Origin of the sequence: uncultured Aquabacterium sp., assembly GCF_947366995.1 — a bacterium.
In the GTDB taxonomy this organism is placed as follows: domain Bacteria; phylum Pseudomonadota; class Gammaproteobacteria; order Burkholderiales; family Burkholderiaceae_C; genus Aquabacterium.
In genome coordinates this window covers 140282-159235 of sequence record NZ_CANBCC010000002.1, presented here as the reverse complement: position 1 = coordinate 159235, position 18954 = coordinate 140282, and the positions used below count along the sequence as shown (strand labels likewise).

General features: G+C 66.9%; 18 protein-coding genes, 1 tRNA gene and 1 pseudogene. 11 read left to right on the top strand and 9 right to left on the bottom strand.

Annotated elements, in window-relative coordinates:
* The 3 genes and pseudogenes from Q0Z44_RS01725 to Q0Z44_RS01715 all read right to left on the bottom strand — a co-directional run.
* Positions 1-286, bottom strand: a pseudogene (locus Q0Z44_RS01725) (acetate kinase); the annotation flags it as partial.
* Between the two features lie 37 nt (positions 287-323).
* Complete coding sequence (locus Q0Z44_RS01720) at positions 324-1715, bottom strand: bifunctional enoyl-CoA hydratase/phosphate acetyltransferase (protein ID WP_298009280.1); 1392 nt, start codon at positions 1713-1715, stop codon at positions 324-326.
* Between the two features lie 81 nt (positions 1716-1796).
* The gene (locus Q0Z44_RS01715; protein WP_298009277.1) at positions 1797-2228 is read right to left on the bottom strand and encodes a hypothetical protein; all 432 of its coding nucleotides are present in this window, start codon (positions 2226-2228) and stop codon (positions 1797-1799) included.
* Between the two features lie 501 nt (positions 2229-2729).
* Between Q0Z44_RS01715 and Q0Z44_RS01710 the strand changes: the two genes are divergently transcribed.
* On the top strand, positions 2730-3311 hold the full coding sequence (locus Q0Z44_RS01710) for a flagellar basal body L-ring protein FlgH (RefSeq protein ID WP_298009274.1): 582 nt from the start codon (positions 2730-2732) through the stop codon (positions 3309-3311).
* A 33-nt stretch (positions 3312-3344) separates the two neighbouring features.
* On the opposite strand, the gene Q0Z44_RS01705 is transcribed toward Q0Z44_RS01710, so the two are convergent.
* Positions 3345-3953, bottom strand: a complete 609-nt coding sequence (locus Q0Z44_RS01705; RefSeq protein WP_298009271.1) for a cell division protein FtsI — start codon at positions 3951-3953, stop codon at positions 3345-3347.
* A gap of 132 nt (positions 3954-4085) precedes the next feature.
* Positions 4086-5003, bottom strand: a complete 918-nt coding sequence (locus Q0Z44_RS01700; protein ID WP_298009269.1) for a LysR family transcriptional regulator — start codon at positions 5001-5003, stop codon at positions 4086-4088.
* Positions 5004-5108: 105 nt separating this feature from the next.
* On the opposite strand from Q0Z44_RS01700, the gene Q0Z44_RS01695 reads away from it, so the two are divergent.
* The gene (locus tag Q0Z44_RS01695) at positions 5109-6284 is read left to right on the top strand and encodes a benzoate/H(+) symporter BenE family transporter (protein ID WP_298009267.1); all 1176 of its coding nucleotides are present in this window, start codon (positions 5109-5111) and stop codon (positions 6282-6284) included.
* Between the two features lie 18 nt (positions 6285-6302).
* Here the strand turns inward: Q0Z44_RS01695 and Q0Z44_RS01690 are convergent, their stop codons facing one another.
* The gene (locus Q0Z44_RS01690) at positions 6303-7268 is read right to left on the bottom strand and encodes a LysR family transcriptional regulator (RefSeq protein ID WP_298009264.1); all 966 of its coding nucleotides are present in this window, start codon (positions 7266-7268) and stop codon (positions 6303-6305) included.
* Positions 7269-7413: 145 nt separating this feature from the next.
* Here Q0Z44_RS01690 and catA point away from each other — a divergent pair, with 145 nt between their 5' ends.
* From catA to Q0Z44_RS01655, 7 genes are all read left to right on the top strand, one after another.
* Complete coding sequence (catA, locus tag Q0Z44_RS01685) at positions 7414-8328, top strand: catechol 1,2-dioxygenase (protein ID WP_298009261.1); 915 nt, start codon at positions 7414-7416, stop codon at positions 8326-8328.
* Positions 8329-8349: 21 nt separating this feature from the next.
* Positions 8350-9720, top strand: coding sequence for a benzoate 1,2-dioxygenase large subunit (gene benA / locus Q0Z44_RS01680; protein ID WP_298009258.1), 1371 nt, complete (start codon positions 8350-8352; stop codon positions 9718-9720).
* Between the two features lie 8 nt (positions 9721-9728).
* On the top strand, positions 9729-10217 hold the full coding sequence (benB, locus tag Q0Z44_RS01675) for a benzoate 1,2-dioxygenase small subunit (protein ID WP_298009253.1): 489 nt from the start codon (positions 9729-9731) through the stop codon (positions 10215-10217).
* Between the two features lie 61 nt (positions 10218-10278).
* Complete coding sequence (benC, locus tag Q0Z44_RS01670; protein ID WP_298009250.1) at positions 10279-11286, top strand: benzoate 1,2-dioxygenase electron transfer component BenC; 1008 nt, start codon at positions 10279-10281, stop codon at positions 11284-11286.
* A 13-nt stretch (positions 11287-11299) separates the two neighbouring features.
* Positions 11300-12076, top strand: a complete 777-nt coding sequence (locus Q0Z44_RS01665) for a 1,6-dihydroxycyclohexa-2,4-diene-1-carboxylate dehydrogenase (protein WP_294635545.1) — start codon at positions 11300-11302, stop codon at positions 12074-12076.
* Positions 12077-12204: 128 nt separating this feature from the next.
* Positions 12205-13545, top strand: a complete 1341-nt coding sequence (locus Q0Z44_RS01660) for an aromatic acid/H+ symport family MFS transporter (RefSeq protein ID WP_298009245.1) — start codon at positions 12205-12207, stop codon at positions 13543-13545.
* A 144-nt stretch (positions 13546-13689) separates the two neighbouring features.
* Positions 13690-14832 (top strand): porin, encoded by a 1143-nt coding sequence (locus Q0Z44_RS01655; protein WP_298009242.1) that lies wholly within the window; start codon positions 13690-13692, stop codon positions 14830-14832.
* A 71-nt stretch (positions 14833-14903) separates the two neighbouring features.
* Here the strand turns inward: Q0Z44_RS01655 and Q0Z44_RS01650 are convergent, their stop codons facing one another.
* Positions 14904-15290, bottom strand: a complete 387-nt coding sequence (locus Q0Z44_RS01650) for an HU family DNA-binding protein (RefSeq protein ID WP_109037593.1) — start codon at positions 15288-15290, stop codon at positions 14904-14906.
* 88 nt (positions 15291-15378) lie between these two features.
* On the bottom strand, positions 15379-16362 hold the full coding sequence (locus Q0Z44_RS01645) for an LLM class flavin-dependent oxidoreductase (RefSeq protein WP_298009237.1): 984 nt from the start codon (positions 16360-16362) through the stop codon (positions 15379-15381).
* 125 nt (positions 16363-16487) lie between these two features.
* On the opposite strand from Q0Z44_RS01645, the gene Q0Z44_RS01640 reads away from it, so the two are divergent.
* Complete coding sequence (locus tag Q0Z44_RS01640) at positions 16488-17747, top strand: sugar MFS transporter (protein ID WP_298009235.1); 1260 nt, start codon at positions 16488-16490, stop codon at positions 17745-17747.
* A 111-nt stretch (positions 17748-17858) separates the two neighbouring features.
* Here the strand turns inward: Q0Z44_RS01640 and Q0Z44_RS01635 are convergent.
* Positions 17859-17935 (bottom strand) — tRNA-Met (locus tag Q0Z44_RS01635).
* Between the two features lie 144 nt (positions 17936-18079).
* On the opposite strand from Q0Z44_RS01635, the gene Q0Z44_RS01630 reads away from it, so the two are divergent.
* Positions 18080-18934 (top strand): IclR family transcriptional regulator C-terminal domain-containing protein, encoded by an 855-nt coding sequence (locus Q0Z44_RS01630; RefSeq protein ID WP_366517559.1) that lies wholly within the window; start codon positions 18080-18082, stop codon positions 18932-18934.
* The last annotated feature ends 20 nt before the right edge of the window (positions 18935-18954 follow it).

The window sequence follows — 18954 nt, the reverse complement described above, 5'->3', positions numbered from 1 at the left end:
GTCCAGCCGCGCACAGGGCGTGGCCTTGCAGGTGGGCGGGCATCCGCTCCAGCAGCCCCGTCAGCGCCTGCTCATGCTCGCGATCGGCGTCGTGCGCGGCCGCCGCATCACCGCCCCAGCGCTGTTCTTCGAGCACAGCGCCGTCGGGCGCCTTGAGCACCAGGTGCGGTGCGCTGCCCAGCCCCTCGATCTGGCCGTGCAACAGGGGCTGCAGGCCGCGGGCCTCGAACACCGAGAACTTCAGGCTGGACGAACCGGCGTTGAAGACGGCAATCGCATTGGACATCGTGTGGCGCTCCTCGGGGTCGGACGATTGAACGGACTCAGGCAGCCGGGGCCTTGCCGCTGACGCTCCGCGCACGGGCCTGCGCCTGCGCCAGCAACTGCATCACCGCGGCCGAGGCCAGGCGCGTGCGCACCGAATCGGCCCGGCTGGTCAGCACGATGGGCACGCGCGCACCCAGCACAATGCCGGCGCTGTCGGCGCCCGCCAGGTATTGCAGCTGCTTGGCCACCATGTTGCCGGCTTCGAGGTTGGGCACGACCAGGATGTCGGCCTGCCCCGCCACCGGCGAAACAATGCCCTTGGTGCGCGCGGCTTCCACGCTCACGGCGTTATCGAAGGCCAGCGGGCCGTCCACCAGCCCGCCGGTGATCTGACCGCGGTCGGCCATCTTGCACAGCATGGCGGCATCCACGGTGGCGGGCATGGCGGGGTTGACGGTCTCGACCGCCGCCAGGATCGCCACCTTGGGCGTGGGCACGCCCAGCACCTGCGCCAGGTCGATGGCGCTCTGCACGATGTGGACCTTTTCCTGGATGGTGGGGGCGATGTTGATGGCCGCATCCGTCACCAGCAGCATGCGCGGATAGGCCGGCACATCCAGCACGAAGACGTGGCTGATGCGGCGCTCGGTGCGCAGGCCGGCCACCACGGCGCCCATGAGCTCGTCGGTGTGCAGGCTGCCCTTCATCAGCGACTGGACTTCGCCGTCGCGAGCCAGCGCCACGGCCGTGTCGGCGGCGGCATGGCTGTGCGCCACGTCGATGACCCGGTAAGGTGTGATGTCGAGGTTCTCGGCCTGGGCCACCGCTTCAATGCGCGCACGCGGGCCGACGAGCACGGGTTCGATCAGGCCCAGCCGGGCCGATTCGATGGCGCCGCCCAGCGAGCCCGCATCGCACGGGTGCACCACGGCACAGCGGGCCGGGGGCAGGCCGGCGCAGGCCTGGATCAGGCGGGCGAAGACATCGTTGCGACGCAGGATGACCGAGGGGGTGTCGCGCTGGTCCACCGTGATGGCCTGGGCGGGCGCCCGCACGGTCATGCTGCCTTCCAGCACCGTGTCGCCCCCCCGCCGCACGGCACAGGCGATCACCAGTTCGTCGGGCGACCGCTTGTCCACGACGGACAGCTGCGCCTCGAGCTCATCGCCCACCTCGACATGCCCATCGAAATGCAGGTCATGCGAGATGATGACGGTCCCGGGGCCGGGCAGACGCCGCTTCAGGAGCGCGTGCACCAGGGCCTCGGCGCTGACGCCCTCGCACACGGGTGCGGTGGCGTTGGCCTCGTCGCGCTGGGGGCCGAAGGCGTTGACCTCGCCGGACACCAGCGCCAGCAGCGACACCTCATCGCGTGTGACGGTGTGCCGCTGGGTCAGGCTGGCGCCAATGGCGATCTGGTCGAAGGTCTGGCTGGTGAAGGCGTTCATGTCGCAAGCATAGCCAGCCCCGATGACGGGCGCACGTCAGCCAGATTGCGCGGCGTCAGTGCCCCTGTCCGCAGGGGGGCTTCATGCCTGCAGATTGAGAACCGCCCCAGCCATCTTCAGGCCGCCCACGGCGTAGCCGGCCACGGTGCCGACCGCGTTGTCGACGGTGTCGGCGACTGCCGCCAGGCCATCGCCGACGGCGTCCGCGGCATCCTCAAGGCCTGTGGCCACCGTGTCGTAGGCGCCCTCGACCGAGTGGACAAGCGCATCACACGCCCCGTGGGCCGTGCGCACCGCCGACGCGTAGGTGTCTTCCACGGCATGCAGGGCCGCGCCCAGGGCTTCGCCGACGGACGCCGCATCCTTCAGGCTCCTGTCGTACGCCAGTCGGGCAGCATCGCTGATGAGGTCGACCGTGGAGGCGGTGGTGTCCAGCACCGGGCCGAGGCTTGCACCCGACTCGGCCTGAGCCGCGCGGGGGCTGGTGGGTGCGTGAAGCGGGGGCGTGGACATTGACCCGATCCGGGTGTGCGTTGCATTCATGGTGGCTTTCTTCGATGAGGTCACATCGGACCGACGTTCAAAGCTTATCGACGCGCCCCATCGCGTGATCCACGGGTATGAATGCGAATATCCGCGCGATTTACCTGGAGAAATGAAGCTGACACACAAGGACATATTTCGACACGCCCCGATATTGCCCCACCCACGCGACGCTTATCCGGTCATCAGGAAATTATTCAGCCATTTTCACCCCGCTTGAAACCGTTTCTTCACGCAGATTCACATTTCTGTCGACACCGACACAGGGCCGATTTCTATACTTTTCCCATCGCCATTTTCCAGGAGCACTCTGTGCCGTCTCAGCCCGCCTCCCAGCCGTGCAACCCGGGCCACCCGCGGCAGGTCCGTCGCCTTCCCCCGGGCGCTGCCTGCAGACTGGCTCTGGTGGCCGCGACCGCGCTGGGTGGGTGCAGCAGCCCCCTGGTGCAGAGCCCCACTGCAGTCCGCCCCATGACGCCGCCGACCTACGTCGAGCGCGTGCCGACCGGCTCCCTTTACCAGGCGGGCGCGAGCAGCTGGCTGTTTCAGGACGAGAAGCGCCCGTCCAACATCGGAGACACCATCAAGATTGACATCGCCGAGCAGCTGAGCGCACGCAGCAAGGTCAACACCGAGGCGAAGCGCGCCAACAGCGTGGCGGTCAAGGGGCCGGGCGGCGGCGGCCAGAACGGCTTCGTGAAGAGCCTGCTCAATGCAGATGCGTCCGCCTCGGGCAGCGACAGCTTTGCCGGAGACGGCAAGACCGAGCACAGCAGCGCCTTCACCGGCAGGCTGGCAGCGCAGGTCATCAACGTGCTGCCCAACGGTCACCTCGTGGTGGCCGGCGAAAAGAACATGGTGTTCAACGGCGGCGCCAGCACCCTGCGCTTTTCGGGCATCGTCAACCCGAAGGACATCCAGCTCGGCGGCATCGTGTCGTCGCGCGATGTGGTCGACGCCCGGCTCGAGCAACTCGGGCGCGGTGATGTGGCCGAGGCTTCGTCGCGCACCTGGATCCAGCGGGTGCTGACCAACGCGCTCAGCGTCTGGTGACACGGGGCGCCCTGTGGCGCCATCGCCCTTGAATCAGCCGCCGGCGACCTTCGCCACCGCCCCGCCATCGGGGCCTCGCACCACGGCCCGCACCAGCGGCGCCAGCTTGCTGCGGGTGGCCGCCCACTTGCCGAATCCCATTGCATCCAGCGCGAAGCTGGCGTTGGCCAGCACGCGCCCCTGCTCGCGCACGGTCAGCGAGGCCATTGCCAGATAGGGCTCCGCGTCGGTCCCGAAAGTCGGCACCTCCCACTGGATGAAGGCGGTGTAGCTCAGAACCACCCGGCAGGTGAACGGCACACCGCTGGCCTCGTACACCCGGCTCTGCACGCCCAACGCGGCCAGCTCCGCCTGGATGGACGGCACCACGTCATGTGGGTGCGCCACCCGGTTGAGCTCGATGCACAGGTTGTCGTAAGCCGGGTGCGGGTGCCAGACGACATCGCGCGCCGAGGTCGGCGCCGTGTGCAGCACGTTGCTGGCCGCCAGTCCGGCCGCCTTGACCACCTCGACCGTCGGACTGATGCTCAGCAGGCTGCAACCCGACAGTGCCAGCAGGGCGCCGCAGCCCGCCGCCCGAATACCGTGGCGCGCCGCCCTTTTTGGGGTGACAAAGGAAAATCGGGGCACGGTGATCGGCATGGCAAAACGGGTTTCTCAAGACTGCAGAACACCATTTCACCACCGCCCCCACCACCCGGCAAGCCGGATATGCCGGGATATTCCAGCCACTCTCCCGCCCTATTTCAGGGCCGACACATCCGGGCATATCGGTCACCCGAAAATCGGCTCCACCGGCGGCGTTGCGGCCAGGCGCCCCGACAACCAGTCGACAAACACCCGCACGCGCAGCGGCAAATGGCGCTGCGCCGGGTACAGCACCGACAGCGGCAGGCTGGGCGGCCGGTGTCGCGGCAGCAGCTCGACCAAAGCGCCCGACTCCAGTTGCCGCTGCACGTGGTAATAGGGCACCTGAATCAGCCCGAACCCGGCCTCCCCGGCCGCCACATAAGCATCACCGTTGTGCACCGACACGGTCGCGGGCAAGGTGACTGCGGCCAGCCGCCCCTCCACCTGGAACTCGAGCGGAAGCGCCTTGCCGGAACTGGCCGAGACATACCCCACCATGCGATGCGCCGCCAGCTCATCGGGTGAGCCCGGGCGGCCATGCCTCGCCACATACCCCGCGCTGGCGCAGGTCAGTTGCAGGAGGTCGGTCAGCCGTCGGCCCACCAGCGCTGAGTCCTGCAGCGCGCCGATGCGCAAGGCGCAGTCCACGCCCTCCTTCACGAGGTCAGCCCGGCGGTCCTGCACGCTGACATCGACCGTGATGCGGGGATGCCGCTCGCAAAACTCGGGCAGCATCGGCGCCAGCACGTGCCGCCAGAGCGTGCCCGACAGGTCGATCCGCAGCCTTCCCTGCGGCCTGAGCGCAGACTCGGTGAAGGCCTGCTCGGTGCGTTCGAGGTCGGACAGGATGGCCGTGCAGCGCTGGTGATAGGCCAGGCCCTCTTCGGTCGGGGCCACATGCCGGGTCGTGCGGGTCAGCAGTCGCACCCCCAGTCGGGCCTCCAGCTGCTTGATGGTCTGCGTGGCCGTCGCGCGGGGGATGTCCAGCTCGGTCGCCGCCTTCGTGAAACTGCCCAGGTTCACGATGCGCACGAACAGGTGCATTGCCTGAAATCGGTCCATGCCTTTTTGGGATTGTTTGCGGTGGCCGAACAGTGTGCTCACACCGGACGGCTTGATCAAGCAGGTGTGAACCGGAGAATCGCGCGATCACTCATGACACGCCCGATGCTTCGCCAAGACTGGTCCTTTTCTGCCCTCGCTGCAGGCTTCCTCGCCGTGCTCGTGTCCTATGCCGGCCCGCTGCTCATCCTCTTTCAGGCGGCCCAGGTGGGCATGGTGCCGCCCGATATCGTCGCCTCCTGGGTGTGGGCGATCTCCATCGGTGCAGCGGTTTCGGGCATTGCGTTGAGCTGGTGGTTCAAGGCGCCGGTCATCACGGCCTGGTCGGCGCCCGGCACGGCGCTGCTGGTCACGCTTTTTCCCGCCATGCCGCTGGACGAAGTGGTGGGCGCCTACCTTGTCGCCGCAGTGCTCATCGGCCTGATCGGCATCACAGGCATGTTCGACCGGCTGATGCGTCTGATTCCCAGGGGCGTCGCCTACGGCATGATGGCCGGCATCCTCTTCCAGTTCGGACTGCGCGCCTTCAAATCCATGGAGGCGCTGCCCCTGCTGACGGCGGCCATGGTGGTCGGCTACCTCCTGTTCAAGCGCCGCTGGCCGCGCTATCACATGGTGCTGGTGCTCGCGCTGGGCCTGGTCCTCACGGTGCTGCAGCCGCACGCGCCGTGGCCTGCGCTCGATCTGCGCCCCACGTTGCCGGTGTTCACGGCGCCCGCGTGGTCATGGTCGGCCACCTTCAGTCTGGCGATCCCGCTCGTGCTGGTGAGCCTGTCCGGTCAGTTCATGCCCGGCATGGCCATCCTGCACGCGGCGGGCTACCGGCTCGAGGCCCGCCCCATCATTGCCGCCACCAGTGCCGTGTCGGTCTTCACCGCGTTCTTCGGCGGCATCACGACCGTGCTGGCGGCCATCACGGCGGCGCTGTGCACCGGGCGCGATGCGCACGAGGATCCGCGTCGCCGCTACGTGGCCGGCCTCGCCAACGGGCTGTTCTACCTCATCGGCGGCACCTTCGGCGGCCTCATCGTCTGGCTGTTCGCCGTGCTGCCCGGGCCCTTTGTGGCGGTGCTGGCAGGGCTGGCCCTGACGGGCGCCATCACCAGCAATGTGCTGGGCGCCGTGACGGACGAACCCCACCGCGAGGCGGCCATCCTCACCTTCCTCGCCACGGCCTCCGGGGTGAGCTTCCTCGGGCTGGGCTCAGCCTTCTGGGGGGTCGCCCTCGGCTCGCTCACCTGCCTCGTGAACCACCCGCGCACCCGGCAAACACCCGGCTGACGCGGCCCGTTCCGACGCTCAAATCAACGCAGCCGGGTCACCCTCGATGCCGAGGCGCGCCTGCGTGGCCAGTTCCTCCGCGCGGCGCCGCTCCTCGGCCTGCGCCCGGTAGATGTCATCGATCAGCCTGCGCAGCAGCAGGATGTCGTCGGACTGGTCATGCAACCGGGTGTTCATGATGATGGGGGACACCATGCCCGGCTCGGAAAACGGTCGGTAGACCACCTCGTCCGGCCGCAGGCGCTGCACGCCGGTGGGCACCACGCACAGCCCCATGCCCGAAGCAACCAGGCCCAGGGCGGTCTGGATTTCCTGCACCTCGTGCACCGCGACTGGCTCCACACCGCGGTCGCGAAACATCGACAAAACGTGGTCCGCGAAACTGGGGCGAGGCTTCCTAGGGTAAACCAGATTGGGGAAACGGGCCGCCTGTGCAAGACTGACCGGTTGTCCGATTTCGGCCAACTCATGCTCGCAAGGTATGGCAAGAACCAGCTGTTCCTCGCGCAGCACCTCGCGCTTGATGGCGGGATCCTCCAGCCGGATACGCCCATAGCCGACATCGATCCGACCGGCCTTCAGCGCCTCGATCTGGTCCACCGTCGACATTTCCACCAGCGACACCTCGGTGCCTGGCCGCTCGGCCCGGAACAGCCGCACCAGCCGCGGCAGGGCACCGTAAATCGTCGACGACACGAAGCCAATCACCAGCCGCTTGTCTGCGTGCGCCACGCGCCGCGTCGTCTGGACGGCCTCGCGCGCCTGCTCCAGCATCCGGGTGGCATGGGTGTAGAAAAACCGCCCGGCCTCGGTCAGCTTCAGCGGCCGTGAGCCCCGCTCGAACAGCGGCAACCCCAACTCGTCTTCCAGATCCTGAATCTGCCGGCTCAACGGCGGCTGCGAGATGTGAAGCTTTTCAGCCGCCCGCGTGAAGTTTTGCTCATCGGCGACGGCCACAAAGTACCGAAGATGGCGCAATTCCATTCCATACCTTTCGGATATGGAACGAGTCTAAAACCATCTTGGACACCCGACAAGGTCTCTTCCTAAGATCGCGCCACTTGCAGTCGGTTTCACATCGGAAATCCGGACTGACTGCCTCCCCCACGCCGTCCTTCAGGAGACCATCATGGACAAGAAGACCATCGACGCCCTCATCGAACGCATCAGCACCACCGGCGTCACCGGCCCCGGCAACGCCCGCGTCAAGACCATCGTGACGCGCATGATCCGTGACCTGATGATCCAGATCGACGAACTGGACATCCAGCCCGAAGAGTTCTGGGCAGGCCTGAACTTCCTGAGCGAGGCCGGTCGCAACGGCGAACTGGGCCTGATCGCCCCGGGCATCGGCATCGAACACTTCCTGGACCTGCGCATGGACGAGGCCGAAGCCAAGGCCGGTCTGGTCGGCGGAACCCCCCGCACCATCGAAGGCCCGCTGTACGTGGCCGGCGCCCCGGTGGCCCAGGGCTTTGCCCGCCTGGATGACGGCGCCACCCCCGGCGAAACCGTGATCATGCAGGGCGTGGTGCGCACCGCCGACGGCAAGCCCGTGGCCGGCGCCAAGGTCGAGGTCTGGCACGCCAACCACCTGGGCAACTACTCGTATTTCGACAAGACGCAGAGCGCCTTCAACCTGCGCCGCACCATCATCACCGACGCCGAAGGCCGCTACGCCTTCCGCAGCATCCTGCCCGTGGGCTACAGCTGCCCCCCCGGTGGCTCGACCGACCGCCTGCTGCAGGCCCTGGGCCGCCACGGCCATCGCCCGGCCCACATCCACTTCTTCGTGACCGCCCCGGGCTGCCGCAAGCTGACCACGCAGATCAACATCGAGAACGATCCGCACCTGTGGGACGACTTTGCCTTCGGCACGCGTGAAGGCCTGGTGCCCGCAGTCAAGAAGGTGGACGACGCCGCTGCGGCCGCCCAGTACGACCTGACCGGCCCCTTCCTGCAGATCGACTTCGACTTCACCGTGCACGCCGAAGCCGCCGCCGTGCCGGCCACCGACTTCGCTCGTCCCCGCGCTGCCGCCTGACCCCTTCGACCGGAGCCCACCATGAGCAACCCCACCCCGCTGGACGCGGTTCGCGAGCGCCTCGACGGCATGCTGGTCGAGGACAAGGACCAGCACATCTACAAACTGCACCGCAGTGCGTTCACCGACCAGGAGCTGTTCGACCTCGAGATGAAGCACATCTTCGAGGGCAACTGGATCTACCTCGCCCACGAAAGCCAGATCCCGAACCCGAACGACTACCTCACGACCTACATCGGCCGCCAGCCGATCATGATCACGCGCAACAAGGCCGGTGAGCTCAACGCCATCATCAATGCCTGTTCGCACCGTGGCGCCACGCTGGCCCGCCTGAAGAAGGGCAACAAGGCCAATTTCACCTGTACCTTCCACGGCTGGACGTTCAACAACAGCGGCAAGCTGCTGAAGGTCAAGGACGGCACCGACGCCGGCTACCCAGAGTCCTTCAACAAGGACTGCAGCCACGACCTGAAGAAGGTGGCGCGCTTCGAGAGCTACCGCGGCTTCCTGTTCGGCAGCCTGAACCCGGAGGTGGCCCCGCTGACCGAGTTCCTCGGCGAGTCGACCAAGATCATCGACATGATCGTGGACCAGTCGCCCGAAGGACTGGAAGTGCTGCGCGGCTCGTCGACCTACACCTTCGATGCCAACTGGAAGATCCAGGCCGAGAACGGCGCCGACGGCTACCACGTCACCTCGGTGCACTGGAACTATGCGGCCACCACCAACCACCGCAAGCAGTCCGAAGCCGGCGACACCATCAAGGCGATGGACGCAGGCAGCTGGGCCAAGAACGGCGGCGGCTTCTACTCGTTCGAAAACGGCCACATGCTGCTGTGGACGAAGTGGGCCAACCCCGAAGACCGCCCCAACTTCAAGGCGCGTGACGAGCTGGTGCAGCGCTGCGGCGAAGCCCGCGCGGACTGGATGATCAACCACTCGCGCAACCTGTGCCTGTATCCCAACGTCTATCTGATGGACCAGTTCAGCTCGCAGATCCGCGTGCTGCGTCCCATCTCGGTCGACAAGACGGAAGTCACCATCTACTGCATTGCGCCCAAGGGTGAAGCCCCCGAGGCCCGCGCCCGCCGCATCCGCCAGTACGAAGACTTCTTCAACGCCACCGGCATGGCCACGCCGGACGACCTGGAAGAGTTCCGCGCGTGCCAGCAGGGCTACGCCGGCATCGCGCTGGAGTGGAACGACATGTGCCGCGGCGCCACGCACTGGGTTCACGGCCCCGATGCCGCAGCCCAGCAGATCGACCTGAAGCCGCTGCTCAGCGGCGTGAAGACAGAAGACGAAGGCCTCTACACCGAGCAGCACCGCCACTGGATGGAGACCATGCAGCGTGCCATCGCGGCGGAAGCCGAACAAGCCAAGAAAGCGTGAGGCCCACCATGAGCATGACCATCGAACAAGTCCAGGCCTTTCTGTACCGCGAAGCCCGTCTGCTGGACGACAAGCAGTGGGACGAGTGGCTGACCTGCTACCACCCGGCCGCCGAGTTCTGGATGCCCTCGTGGGACGACGACGGCGAGCTGACACGCGACCCGCAGTCCGAGATCTCGCTGATCTACTACGCGAACCGCGGCGGCCTGGAAGACCGTGTCTTCCGCATCAAGACCGAGCGCTCCGCGGCCAGCACGCCCGAGCCCCGCACCGGCCACAACATCCACAACGTGGAGATCGTGTCCCACCAGGGCGAGCAACTCGAGGTGCGCTTCAACTGGCACACCCTGAGCTACCGCTACCACACCACGGACAGCTACTTCGGCACCTCGCACTACACGATCGACCTGACCAGCGGCCAGCCGCTGATCAAGCGCAAGGTGGTCGTGCTGAAGAACGACTACATCCGCCACGTCGTCGACGTCTACCACATCTGAGTCTGCTGCCCCTGCCGTGCACCGCGCGCCAGGGGCCTCACTCATCACGGAGGTCCCCCTCATGCCTCACCAGATTGCCCTCCAGTTCGAAGACGGTCTCACCCGTTTCATCGAAGCCAACGCCACCGAGACGGTCGCCGATGCGGCCTACCGCCAGGGCGTGAACATCCCCCTCGATTGCCGTGACGGCGCCTGCGGCACCTGCAAGTGCTTTGCCGAATCGGGCCAGTACACGATGGGCGAGTACATCGACGACGCCCTCAGCGACGACGAAGCCAAACAGGGCTACGTGCTGACCTGCCAGATGCGCGCGCAGAGCGACTGCGTGGTGCGCGTGCCCGCCTCGTCGGCCGTGTGCCGCACCCAGCAGGCCGAGTTCGACGCCGCCATCAAGGAAGTGCGCCAGCTCTCGCCCAGCACCATCTCGCTGAGCCTGCAGGGTGATGCGCTCAACAAGCTTGCCTTCCTGCCTGGTCAGTACGTGAACCTGAAAGTGCCCGGCAGCGACCAGACCCGCGCCTACTCCTTCAGCTCGATGCCGCGCAACGGCGAGGTCTCCTTCCTGATCCGCAACGTGCCGGGCGGGCTGATGAGCTCCTTCCTCACCAGCCTGGCCAAGCAGGGCGACGCCATGTCCCTGGCCGGCCCGCTGGGCAGCTTCTACCTGCGCGAGATCAAGCGCCCGCTGCTGCTGCTGGCCGGCGGCACCGGCCTGGCGCCCTTCACCGCGATGCTCGAGAAGATCGCAGAGGAAGGCAGCGCCCACCCGCTGCACCTGATCTACGGCGTCACCAACGACGCCGACCTGGTCGAGATGGACAAGCTCGAAGCGTTTGCTGCCCGCATCCCCAACTTCACGTTCACCGCGTGCGTGGCGAACGCCGACAGCCCGTATCCCCACAAGGGCTACGTGACTCAGCACATCGAGCCCAAGCACCTCAACGAAGGCGAGGTCGACATCTACCTGTGCGGCCCGCCTCCGATGGTCGAAGCCGTGAGCCACTTCATCCGCGAACGCGGCATCCAGCCGGCCAACTTCTATTACGAGAAGTTCGCAGCCAGCGCCTGAACGGGAGCCCACCATGACACCCCGTTTCCAAGGCAAGGTGGCCGTCGTCACCGGCTCTGCGCAGGGCATCGGCCGCGGCGTCGTCGAGCGCATGCTGGCCGAAGGTGGCCGCATCGTGGCCGTCGACCGTGCCGAGATCGTGCACGAGCTGCGCGAGCTGCCCGGCGCGGCCGACCGCATCCTCACCCTCACGGCCGACCTCGAACGCAACGCCGATTGCGAGCGCGTGATGGCCGAGGCCGTGCGCCACTTCGGCCGCATCGACATCCTCGTCAACAACGTCGGCGGCACGATCTGGGCCAAGCCCTTCGAGCACTACGCCGAGCACGAGATCGAGGCCGAAGTGCGCCGCTCGTTGTTCCCGACGCTGTGGTGCTGCCACGCGGCCCTGCCGATCATGCTCGAGCAGGGCCAGGGCGCCATCGTCAACGTCTCGTCGATCGCCACGCGCGGCGTCAACCGTGTGCCCTATGGCGCAGCCAAGGGCGGCGTCAACGCACTCACGGCCTGCCTGGCCTTCGAGACCGCCGAACGCGGCGTGCGTGTGAACGCCACAGCCCCGGGCGGCACCGAAGCCCCGCCGCGCCGCATCCCGCGCAACACCGCCGAACAGACCGAACAGGAGAAGGTCTGGTATCAGCAAATCGTCGACCAGACCAAGTCGTCGAGCCTGATGAAGCGCTACGGCACGATCGACGAACAGGTCGGCGCCATCCTTTTCCTCGCCTCGGATGAGGCCTCGTACATCACCGGCGTCGTGCTGCCGATCGGTGGTGGCGACATGGGCTGAACCGCCCCACATCTCTCACAAGAACCACAGGCTCGGTCCACGAGCCACCCGCTCTTTCCCCTCCGCCCGCGTGGCCCTCCCGCGCCGGGCGCTCTCGAGCAACCCCTACCCCTCATGGTGGAGACAAAATGAACAACATCGATGTATCCAAGGTCATCGACCAGGCGCGGTTCAACCGCTTTCACTGGACGGTGCTCTTCTGGTGCGCCCTCATCATCATCTTCGACGGCTATGACCTCGTCATCTATGGCGTGGCCCTGCCCGTGCTGATGAAGGAATGGAACCTCACCCCGCTGCAGGCCGGTGCGCTCGGCAGCTATGCCCTGTTCGGCATGATGGCCGGCGCCCTCATCTTCGGCCCGCTGTCCGACCGCATCGGCCGCAAGAAGGCCATCACGATCTGCGTGATCCTGTTCAGTGGCTTCACCGTCTTGAACGGCTTCACGACCAACCCCACCGAGTTCGGCATCTGTCGCTTCATCGCCGGACTCGGCATCGGCGGCGTCATGCCCAACGTGGTCGCGATGATGAGCGAGTACGCCCCCCAGAAAATCCGCAGCACGCTGGTGGCCATCATGTTCAGCGGCTACTCCGTCGGCGGCATGCTGTCGGCCGGCCTCGGCATGGTGCTGCTGCCCAGCTATGGCTGGCAATCGGTCTTCTACATCGCCGGCATCCCCCTGCTGCTGCTGCCCCTCATCATGAAGTTCCTGCCCGAGTCGGTCGGCTTCATGGTCAAGGAAGGCCGCACGGAGGAAGCCGCCGCGGTGCTGTCCCGCGTCGAGCCCACCTTCAAGATGAAGGCCGGCGACCAGCTGGCCGCTCCGGCCGGCAAGGCCAAGGGCGGCAACGTGCTCCAGCTCTTCGGTGACGGCCGCGCCCTGCAGACACTGATGCTGTGGGTCGCCTTCTTCTGCTGCCTGCTGATGGTCTACGCGCTGGCCTCCTGGCTGCCCAAGCTGATGACCAAGGCCGGATACGGCCTGGGCTCTTCGCTGAGCTTCCTGCTGGTGCTCAACCTCGGCGCGATCTTCGGCGCCGTCGGCGGCGGCTGGCTGAGCGACAAGATGAACATGCCGCGCGTGCTGGCGGTGTTCTTCGCCATCGCCGCCACCTCCATCAGCCTGCTGGGCTACAAGAGCTCCACCGAAGTGCTGTACATCCTGATCGCCATCGCCGGCGCCACGACCATCGGCACGCAGATCCTGCTGTACGCACTGGGCGCCCAGTTCTACGAGATGAGCATCCGCTCCACAGGCCTCGGCTGGGCCTCCGGCATCGGCCGCAACGGCGCCATCGTGGGCCCGATCCTGGGTGGTGCCCTGCTGGCCGCCGAACTGCCGCTGCAGGCCAACTTCCTGGCCTTCGCCATCCCCGGTGCCGTGGCCACCGTCGCGATGATCGTCTTCGCCCTGCGCCAGCAGGCTCGTCGCACCGGCCAGCCCAAGCTCGTCACCTCGGCCGCCTGATCGGCCTGCGCCGTGGGGGAGCCGTGGCGCTCCCCCGGTGCCCGGGCAATCCCAAGAGGGCTGCCCCTTTCCCTCACCACACCGATCCGGGTCACCCGCTGCACCCGGCAGGGCGCGCCTGCGCCCGACACCAGGAGACACCCCATGAACAAGCCCTTCTCTCGCGCCGTCTTGCCCGCGGCCCTGGCCCTGAGCGCCGCAGCCACCCATGCGCAGACCAGCAACGTGACGCTGTACGGCACGCTGGACCAGTATCTGAATTACATGAAGAGCAGCTCGGGCAAAAGCCTGACCTCGCTGAACGACGGCGCCCTGATGCGCAGCCGCCTGGGCTTTCGTGGCACCGAAGACCTCGGCGGTGGCCTGGCCGTGAAGTTCAACCTCGAGCACGGTCTGTATGCCGACTCCGGCAAGCAGAACGACAGCACGCGCTTTTTTGACCGCCAGGCCTGGGTGGGCCTGGCTACGCCCTACGGCGAGTTCCGCGCCGGCCGCCAGAACTCCGTCGCCTTCGTCCGCAGCGCCGACATCGACTACAGCGCCCGCACGCTCGGCTCGCTGGCCAACTGGTATGCCCTCACCGCGCGTTACGACAACGACCTGGCGTACATCTCCCCCCGCGTGGCCGGCTTCGTGATCGAGGCGCACTTCGCGCCCGGTGAACAAGGCAGCGGCAGCCCCTCCAGCAAGGCCGTGTGGCAGTTCGCCGTCGACTACGCCAACGGCCCGGTTCGTGCGGGCTTCACCGGCGTGCGCGCCCGACCGGCCGCCAACTCGGCTGTGGGCCGCACCATCGTGTTCGACAACCTGTACGCGAACTACGACTACGGGCAAGGCAAGGTGTACGCATCGGTAATCCGTAGCAACGCCACCACGGACTCGGCCAGCGGCCCGCTCCAGGGCAACAACGCCGGACTGCTGCTAGGCGCCACGGGCACGCTGGTGTCCGGCGCCGCAGGCACGGCAACCGACGCAAACCGCTTCCACAACGTCGTGCAGTTGTCGGCCGATTACCGCGTCTCGACCGCCCTGCGTGTCGGCGGCATGGTCGGCCGCATCTACGACACCTCAAACGCCAAGGAAGGCGCCACCGGCGCGTCGCTCGGCGCGTTCTATGACCTGTCGAAGCGGACCACGCTGTACGCGATGGGCGAGGTGCTGAGCAACGACCGCAACGGCGGCTTCGTGCTGTCCGGCTCGGCCGCCGTGCTGCCAAACTTCGAAGCCGCCGACGTCAATGGCCAGCGCCTGAAGGCCATGCAGCTCGGCATCCTCCACCGCTTCTGATCCACAACAGCGGCTCCCAAGCAAAACGGCTCCCCGCGGGGAGCCGTTTTGCCATTCAGGCGCAAGGCCTCTTACTTCTTGGCGGCCTTCTTGGCAGCAGGCTTGGCCGCAGCCTTCTTGGCAACGGCCTTCTTGGCAGCCGGCTTGGCTTCGGCCTTGGCGCCAGCCTTGCGGGCGGCGGCCTTCGGATCCACGGCGGCCTTGAACGAGGCACCCGGGGTGAACTTCGGCAGCTTGGCGGCAGCGATCTTGATCTTGGCGCCGGTGCTGGGGTTCACGCCGTTGCGGGCCGGGCGGGCATGCTGCTTGAACGAACCGAAACCCGGGATCGTGACAGCTTCACCCTTCTTGACGGCACCGACCACGGTGTCGAGCAGGGTCTCCAGGATGCGGCCGGCTTCAGCCTTCGACAGCTCGTGCTGGTCGGCCAGACGTTGGATCAGATCGGTCTTGTTCATTGTGACGTTTGATGAATGGCACCCGCACAAACCGGGCGATCTATTGTGCCGTATTCAGCAGGGTCTTTTGCCTCGGGGAAAGTCTCCGTCAGGCCGTCCACGCCTCCATCAGCAGCGCGAACGAGCGGCATCGCGCTTCGTGGTCGAAGATCTGCGCGGTGACCATGAACTCGTCGGCCCCAGTGCGCTCGGCCAGCGCGCGCAACTGGCTTGCGGCCTGATCCGGCGTGCCGACCACACTGCAGGCGAGCACACCCTCCAGCGTGGCTCGCGCGGATGGAGGAAGGCTGTCCGTGAAGCCGGCCTGAGGCGGCGGCAACGGCATGGGCTGCCCGGATCGCAAGGCCACAAAGGCCTGTTCCAGCGACGTCATCAGCAGACGCGCCTCGGCCTCCGTGTCCGCCACGAACGCATTCACGCCCAGCATCACACGCGGCTTGTCGAGCACCGCAGACGGCTGGAACAACCGCCGATACAGTGCGATGGCATCGAGCATCTGCGCGGGCGCGAAGTGCGACGCGAACGCGTAGGGCAGGCCGAAGCGCGCCGCCATCTGCGCGCCATACAGGCTCGAGCCGAGAATCCAGAGCGGCACGTCGGCCCCCTCGCCCGGCACTGCCCGCACGCCAAACGGGCGCCGCCCCGCAAAGTAGGCCTGCAGCTCCAGCACGTCGCGGTCGAAGGCGTCTGGGTCCGTCTGCAGATGCCGCCTCAGCGCGCGGGCTGTCGCGGGGTCGGAGCCGGGCGCACGCCCGAGGCCCAGGTCGATGCGCCCCGGATGCAACGCCGCCAGCGTCCCGAACTGCTCGGCCACCTGCAGCGGCGCATGGTTGGGCAGCATGATGCCGCCGGCCCCCACCCGGATGTGGCGCGTGCCGCCCGCAATGTGCCCGATCAGCACGGCCGTGGCCGCACTGGCAATGCCCGGCATGCCGTGGTGTTCGGCCAGCCAGTAGCGCTGGTAACCCAGTTGCTCGGCGTGCCGGGCCAAGTCGAGCGAGCGCGCAAACGAGGTGGCCGCATCGCTGCCTTGCGTGATGGGCGAAAGATCCAGAACAGACAAAGAAGACATGCGCCCATCATGCCGCGGCACGCCAGACGCACACCCAGCAGGGGTTAAGTGCCGCCCTCGCCCTTTAATTAACGAATCGTTAAACTCGGCGTTTTGTCTTGCGGGCCGGGCCCGCCTCGTCTGCCATGAACACCCGCCATACGGGCCCGCTTGCGGTGCTCACCTCGCTGTTCTTCATGTGGGGCCTCATCACCTCGCTGAACGACATCCTCATCCCCCACCTCAAGGCCCTGTTCTCGCTCAACTACGTGCAGGCGATGCTGGTGCAGTTCTGCTTCTTCGTCGCGTACTTCATCGTGTCGTTGCCCGCCGGCCGCCTGCTGCAGCGCATCGGCTACCAGCGCGGCCTTATCGTCGGCCTGTGCACGGTCGGCATTGGCTGCCTGTTGTTCTACCCCGCAGCCGAGCTGCATGCCTATCCGCTCTTTCTGGGTGCGCTGTTTGTTCTCGCCAGCGGCATCACCCTGCTTCAGGTCGCCGCCAATCCCTATGTGACCTTGCTGGGCGCGCCCCAGACGGCTTCTTCGCGACTGAACCTGACACAGGCCTTCAACTCGCTGGGCGCCACACTCGGGCCGCTGGTCGGGGCCGCCACCATCCTCGCCTCGGCAGACCATGTCGCAGCGCAAGGCCAGGCCGAGACCGTGCAGGGACCCTATCTGCTGCTGGCGACCGCCCTGTTCATCCTGGCCGGCATCGTGGCTTGCTTCCGGCTCCCCGACGCCCGGGTCATCGAGCGCAGCGGCCACCGCCGCGACACGCACGTTCATGCGGGCCGCAACGGCTTGTGGGCACATCGGCACCTCGTACTCGGGGCCGTCGGCATCTTTGCCTACGTAGGTGCCGAGGTGGGCATCGGCAGCCTGCTGGTCAGCCTCATGAGCGAGCCGGAGATCGCCGGGCTCAGCCACGAAACCGCCGGCCAGTACCTTGCGCTCTACTGGGGCGCGGCCATGGTGGGCCGTCTGGCCGGCAGCGCCCTGATGCAGCGGGTTCGCGCCAGCCGGGTGCTGATGACGGCCGGGCTGGCCAACGTCATCCTGATCGGCTCCGCAATGGCGCTGGGCGGCCCGGCCGCAATGTGGCTGCTGCTCGCCGTCGGGGTGTTCAATTCCATCATGTTCCCGACGATCTTTTCGCTGGCCCTTGAAGGACTCGGTGAACTCACGAGTCGGGGCTCCGGGCTGCTGTGCATGGCCATCGTCGGTGGCGCCATCGTGCCCCTGCTCCAGGCCGTGCTGGCCGATGGCATCGGCCTCCTGCTGTCGTTTACCGTGCCGCTGGTGTGCTACCTGTACATCGGCTGGTATGGGATGAGCGGCTACCGCCCGATGCCCCCTGCCCCTCCGCAACCGCTCCGGCACGCGCCGGTTCCCGACGCTTGATCCTGCCTGCATTCACCCCGCGCAGCCCGCCGGGGTGAACCGGATCACCGCAGCTGAAAAGCGATTCCCCAACGCAAAAGGCCTTCACGAACGTGAAGGCCTTTTTTGATTTGGTTGCGGGGGCCGGATTTGAACCAACGACCTTTGGGTTATGAGCCCAACGAGCTACCAGACTGCTCCACCCCGCGACTGAAGAATGCAATTGTAGCACGTCTACCGGGATGAAAGGAAATTGTGCGCACAGAGGTTCACCAGTATTCGGGCTATTCCTATACCGCGCCGCCGTTCACGCGTCACAATCACGCCGTACGCACTACGTACGCTTGTTCGATATGCAAACAACGCAAGTGGCCACGCCATTTCGCTCACCGGTGCTCCTCGACATGTCACTCCCGTCCTCCCTCCTCGTCGCCCCCGCCCGCATGCCAGCGGTATTCAACCCCCGCGACCTGGTCGGCGGCCTCGAGAAGGGCCTCGCGGTCATCTCCGCCTTCGACCTCGACAAGCCCAGACTGACCATCACCGAAGTGGCGAACCGGGCCGGCCTGAGTCGCGCGGCCGCCCGCCGCTACCTCCTGACCCTGACACAGATCGGCTACGCGCACCACGATGGCCGCTGCTTCTCGCTCACGCCCCGGGTGCTGCGCCTCGGCCAGAGCTACCTGCACTCCGCACGCCTGCCCCGCATGATCCAGCCCCGGTTGAACCAGATCGTCGCGCACACGGGGGATGCCAGCGCCGCCGGCGTCCTCGACGGCGACGATGTCCTGTCGATTGCCGCCTGCGGCGGCGGTTTGCCGCCCTCTGCGCGATTGCAGCCTGCGACGAGGGTGCCCGCGTACTGCAGCGCCAACGGCCGGGTGCTGATGGCGTTCAGGCCGGAATCCGAGTGGGGCCAGTGGATCGAGCGGCAGCGGCTGCTTCCGCGAACCAGCCAAACCATCACGGACCCAGGTCAGCTGCTCCGTGAACTGGAGCGCACACGCCAGCAAGGCTACGCGCTGGTGGACCAGGAACTCGACATCGACCTCCGCACCCTCGCCGTGCCGCTGCACAACAACCGTGGGCAGCTCGTGGCGGCCGTCAACCTCGGCGCCAGCGCCGCCCGGCGCTCCCTGGACGACCTCGTCGCCCGTGGCCTCCCGCTGCTACGGCAGGCTCAGCGCGAACTGCGCGCATTGCTCTGATTGCCAAGCCCCGAAGCAAA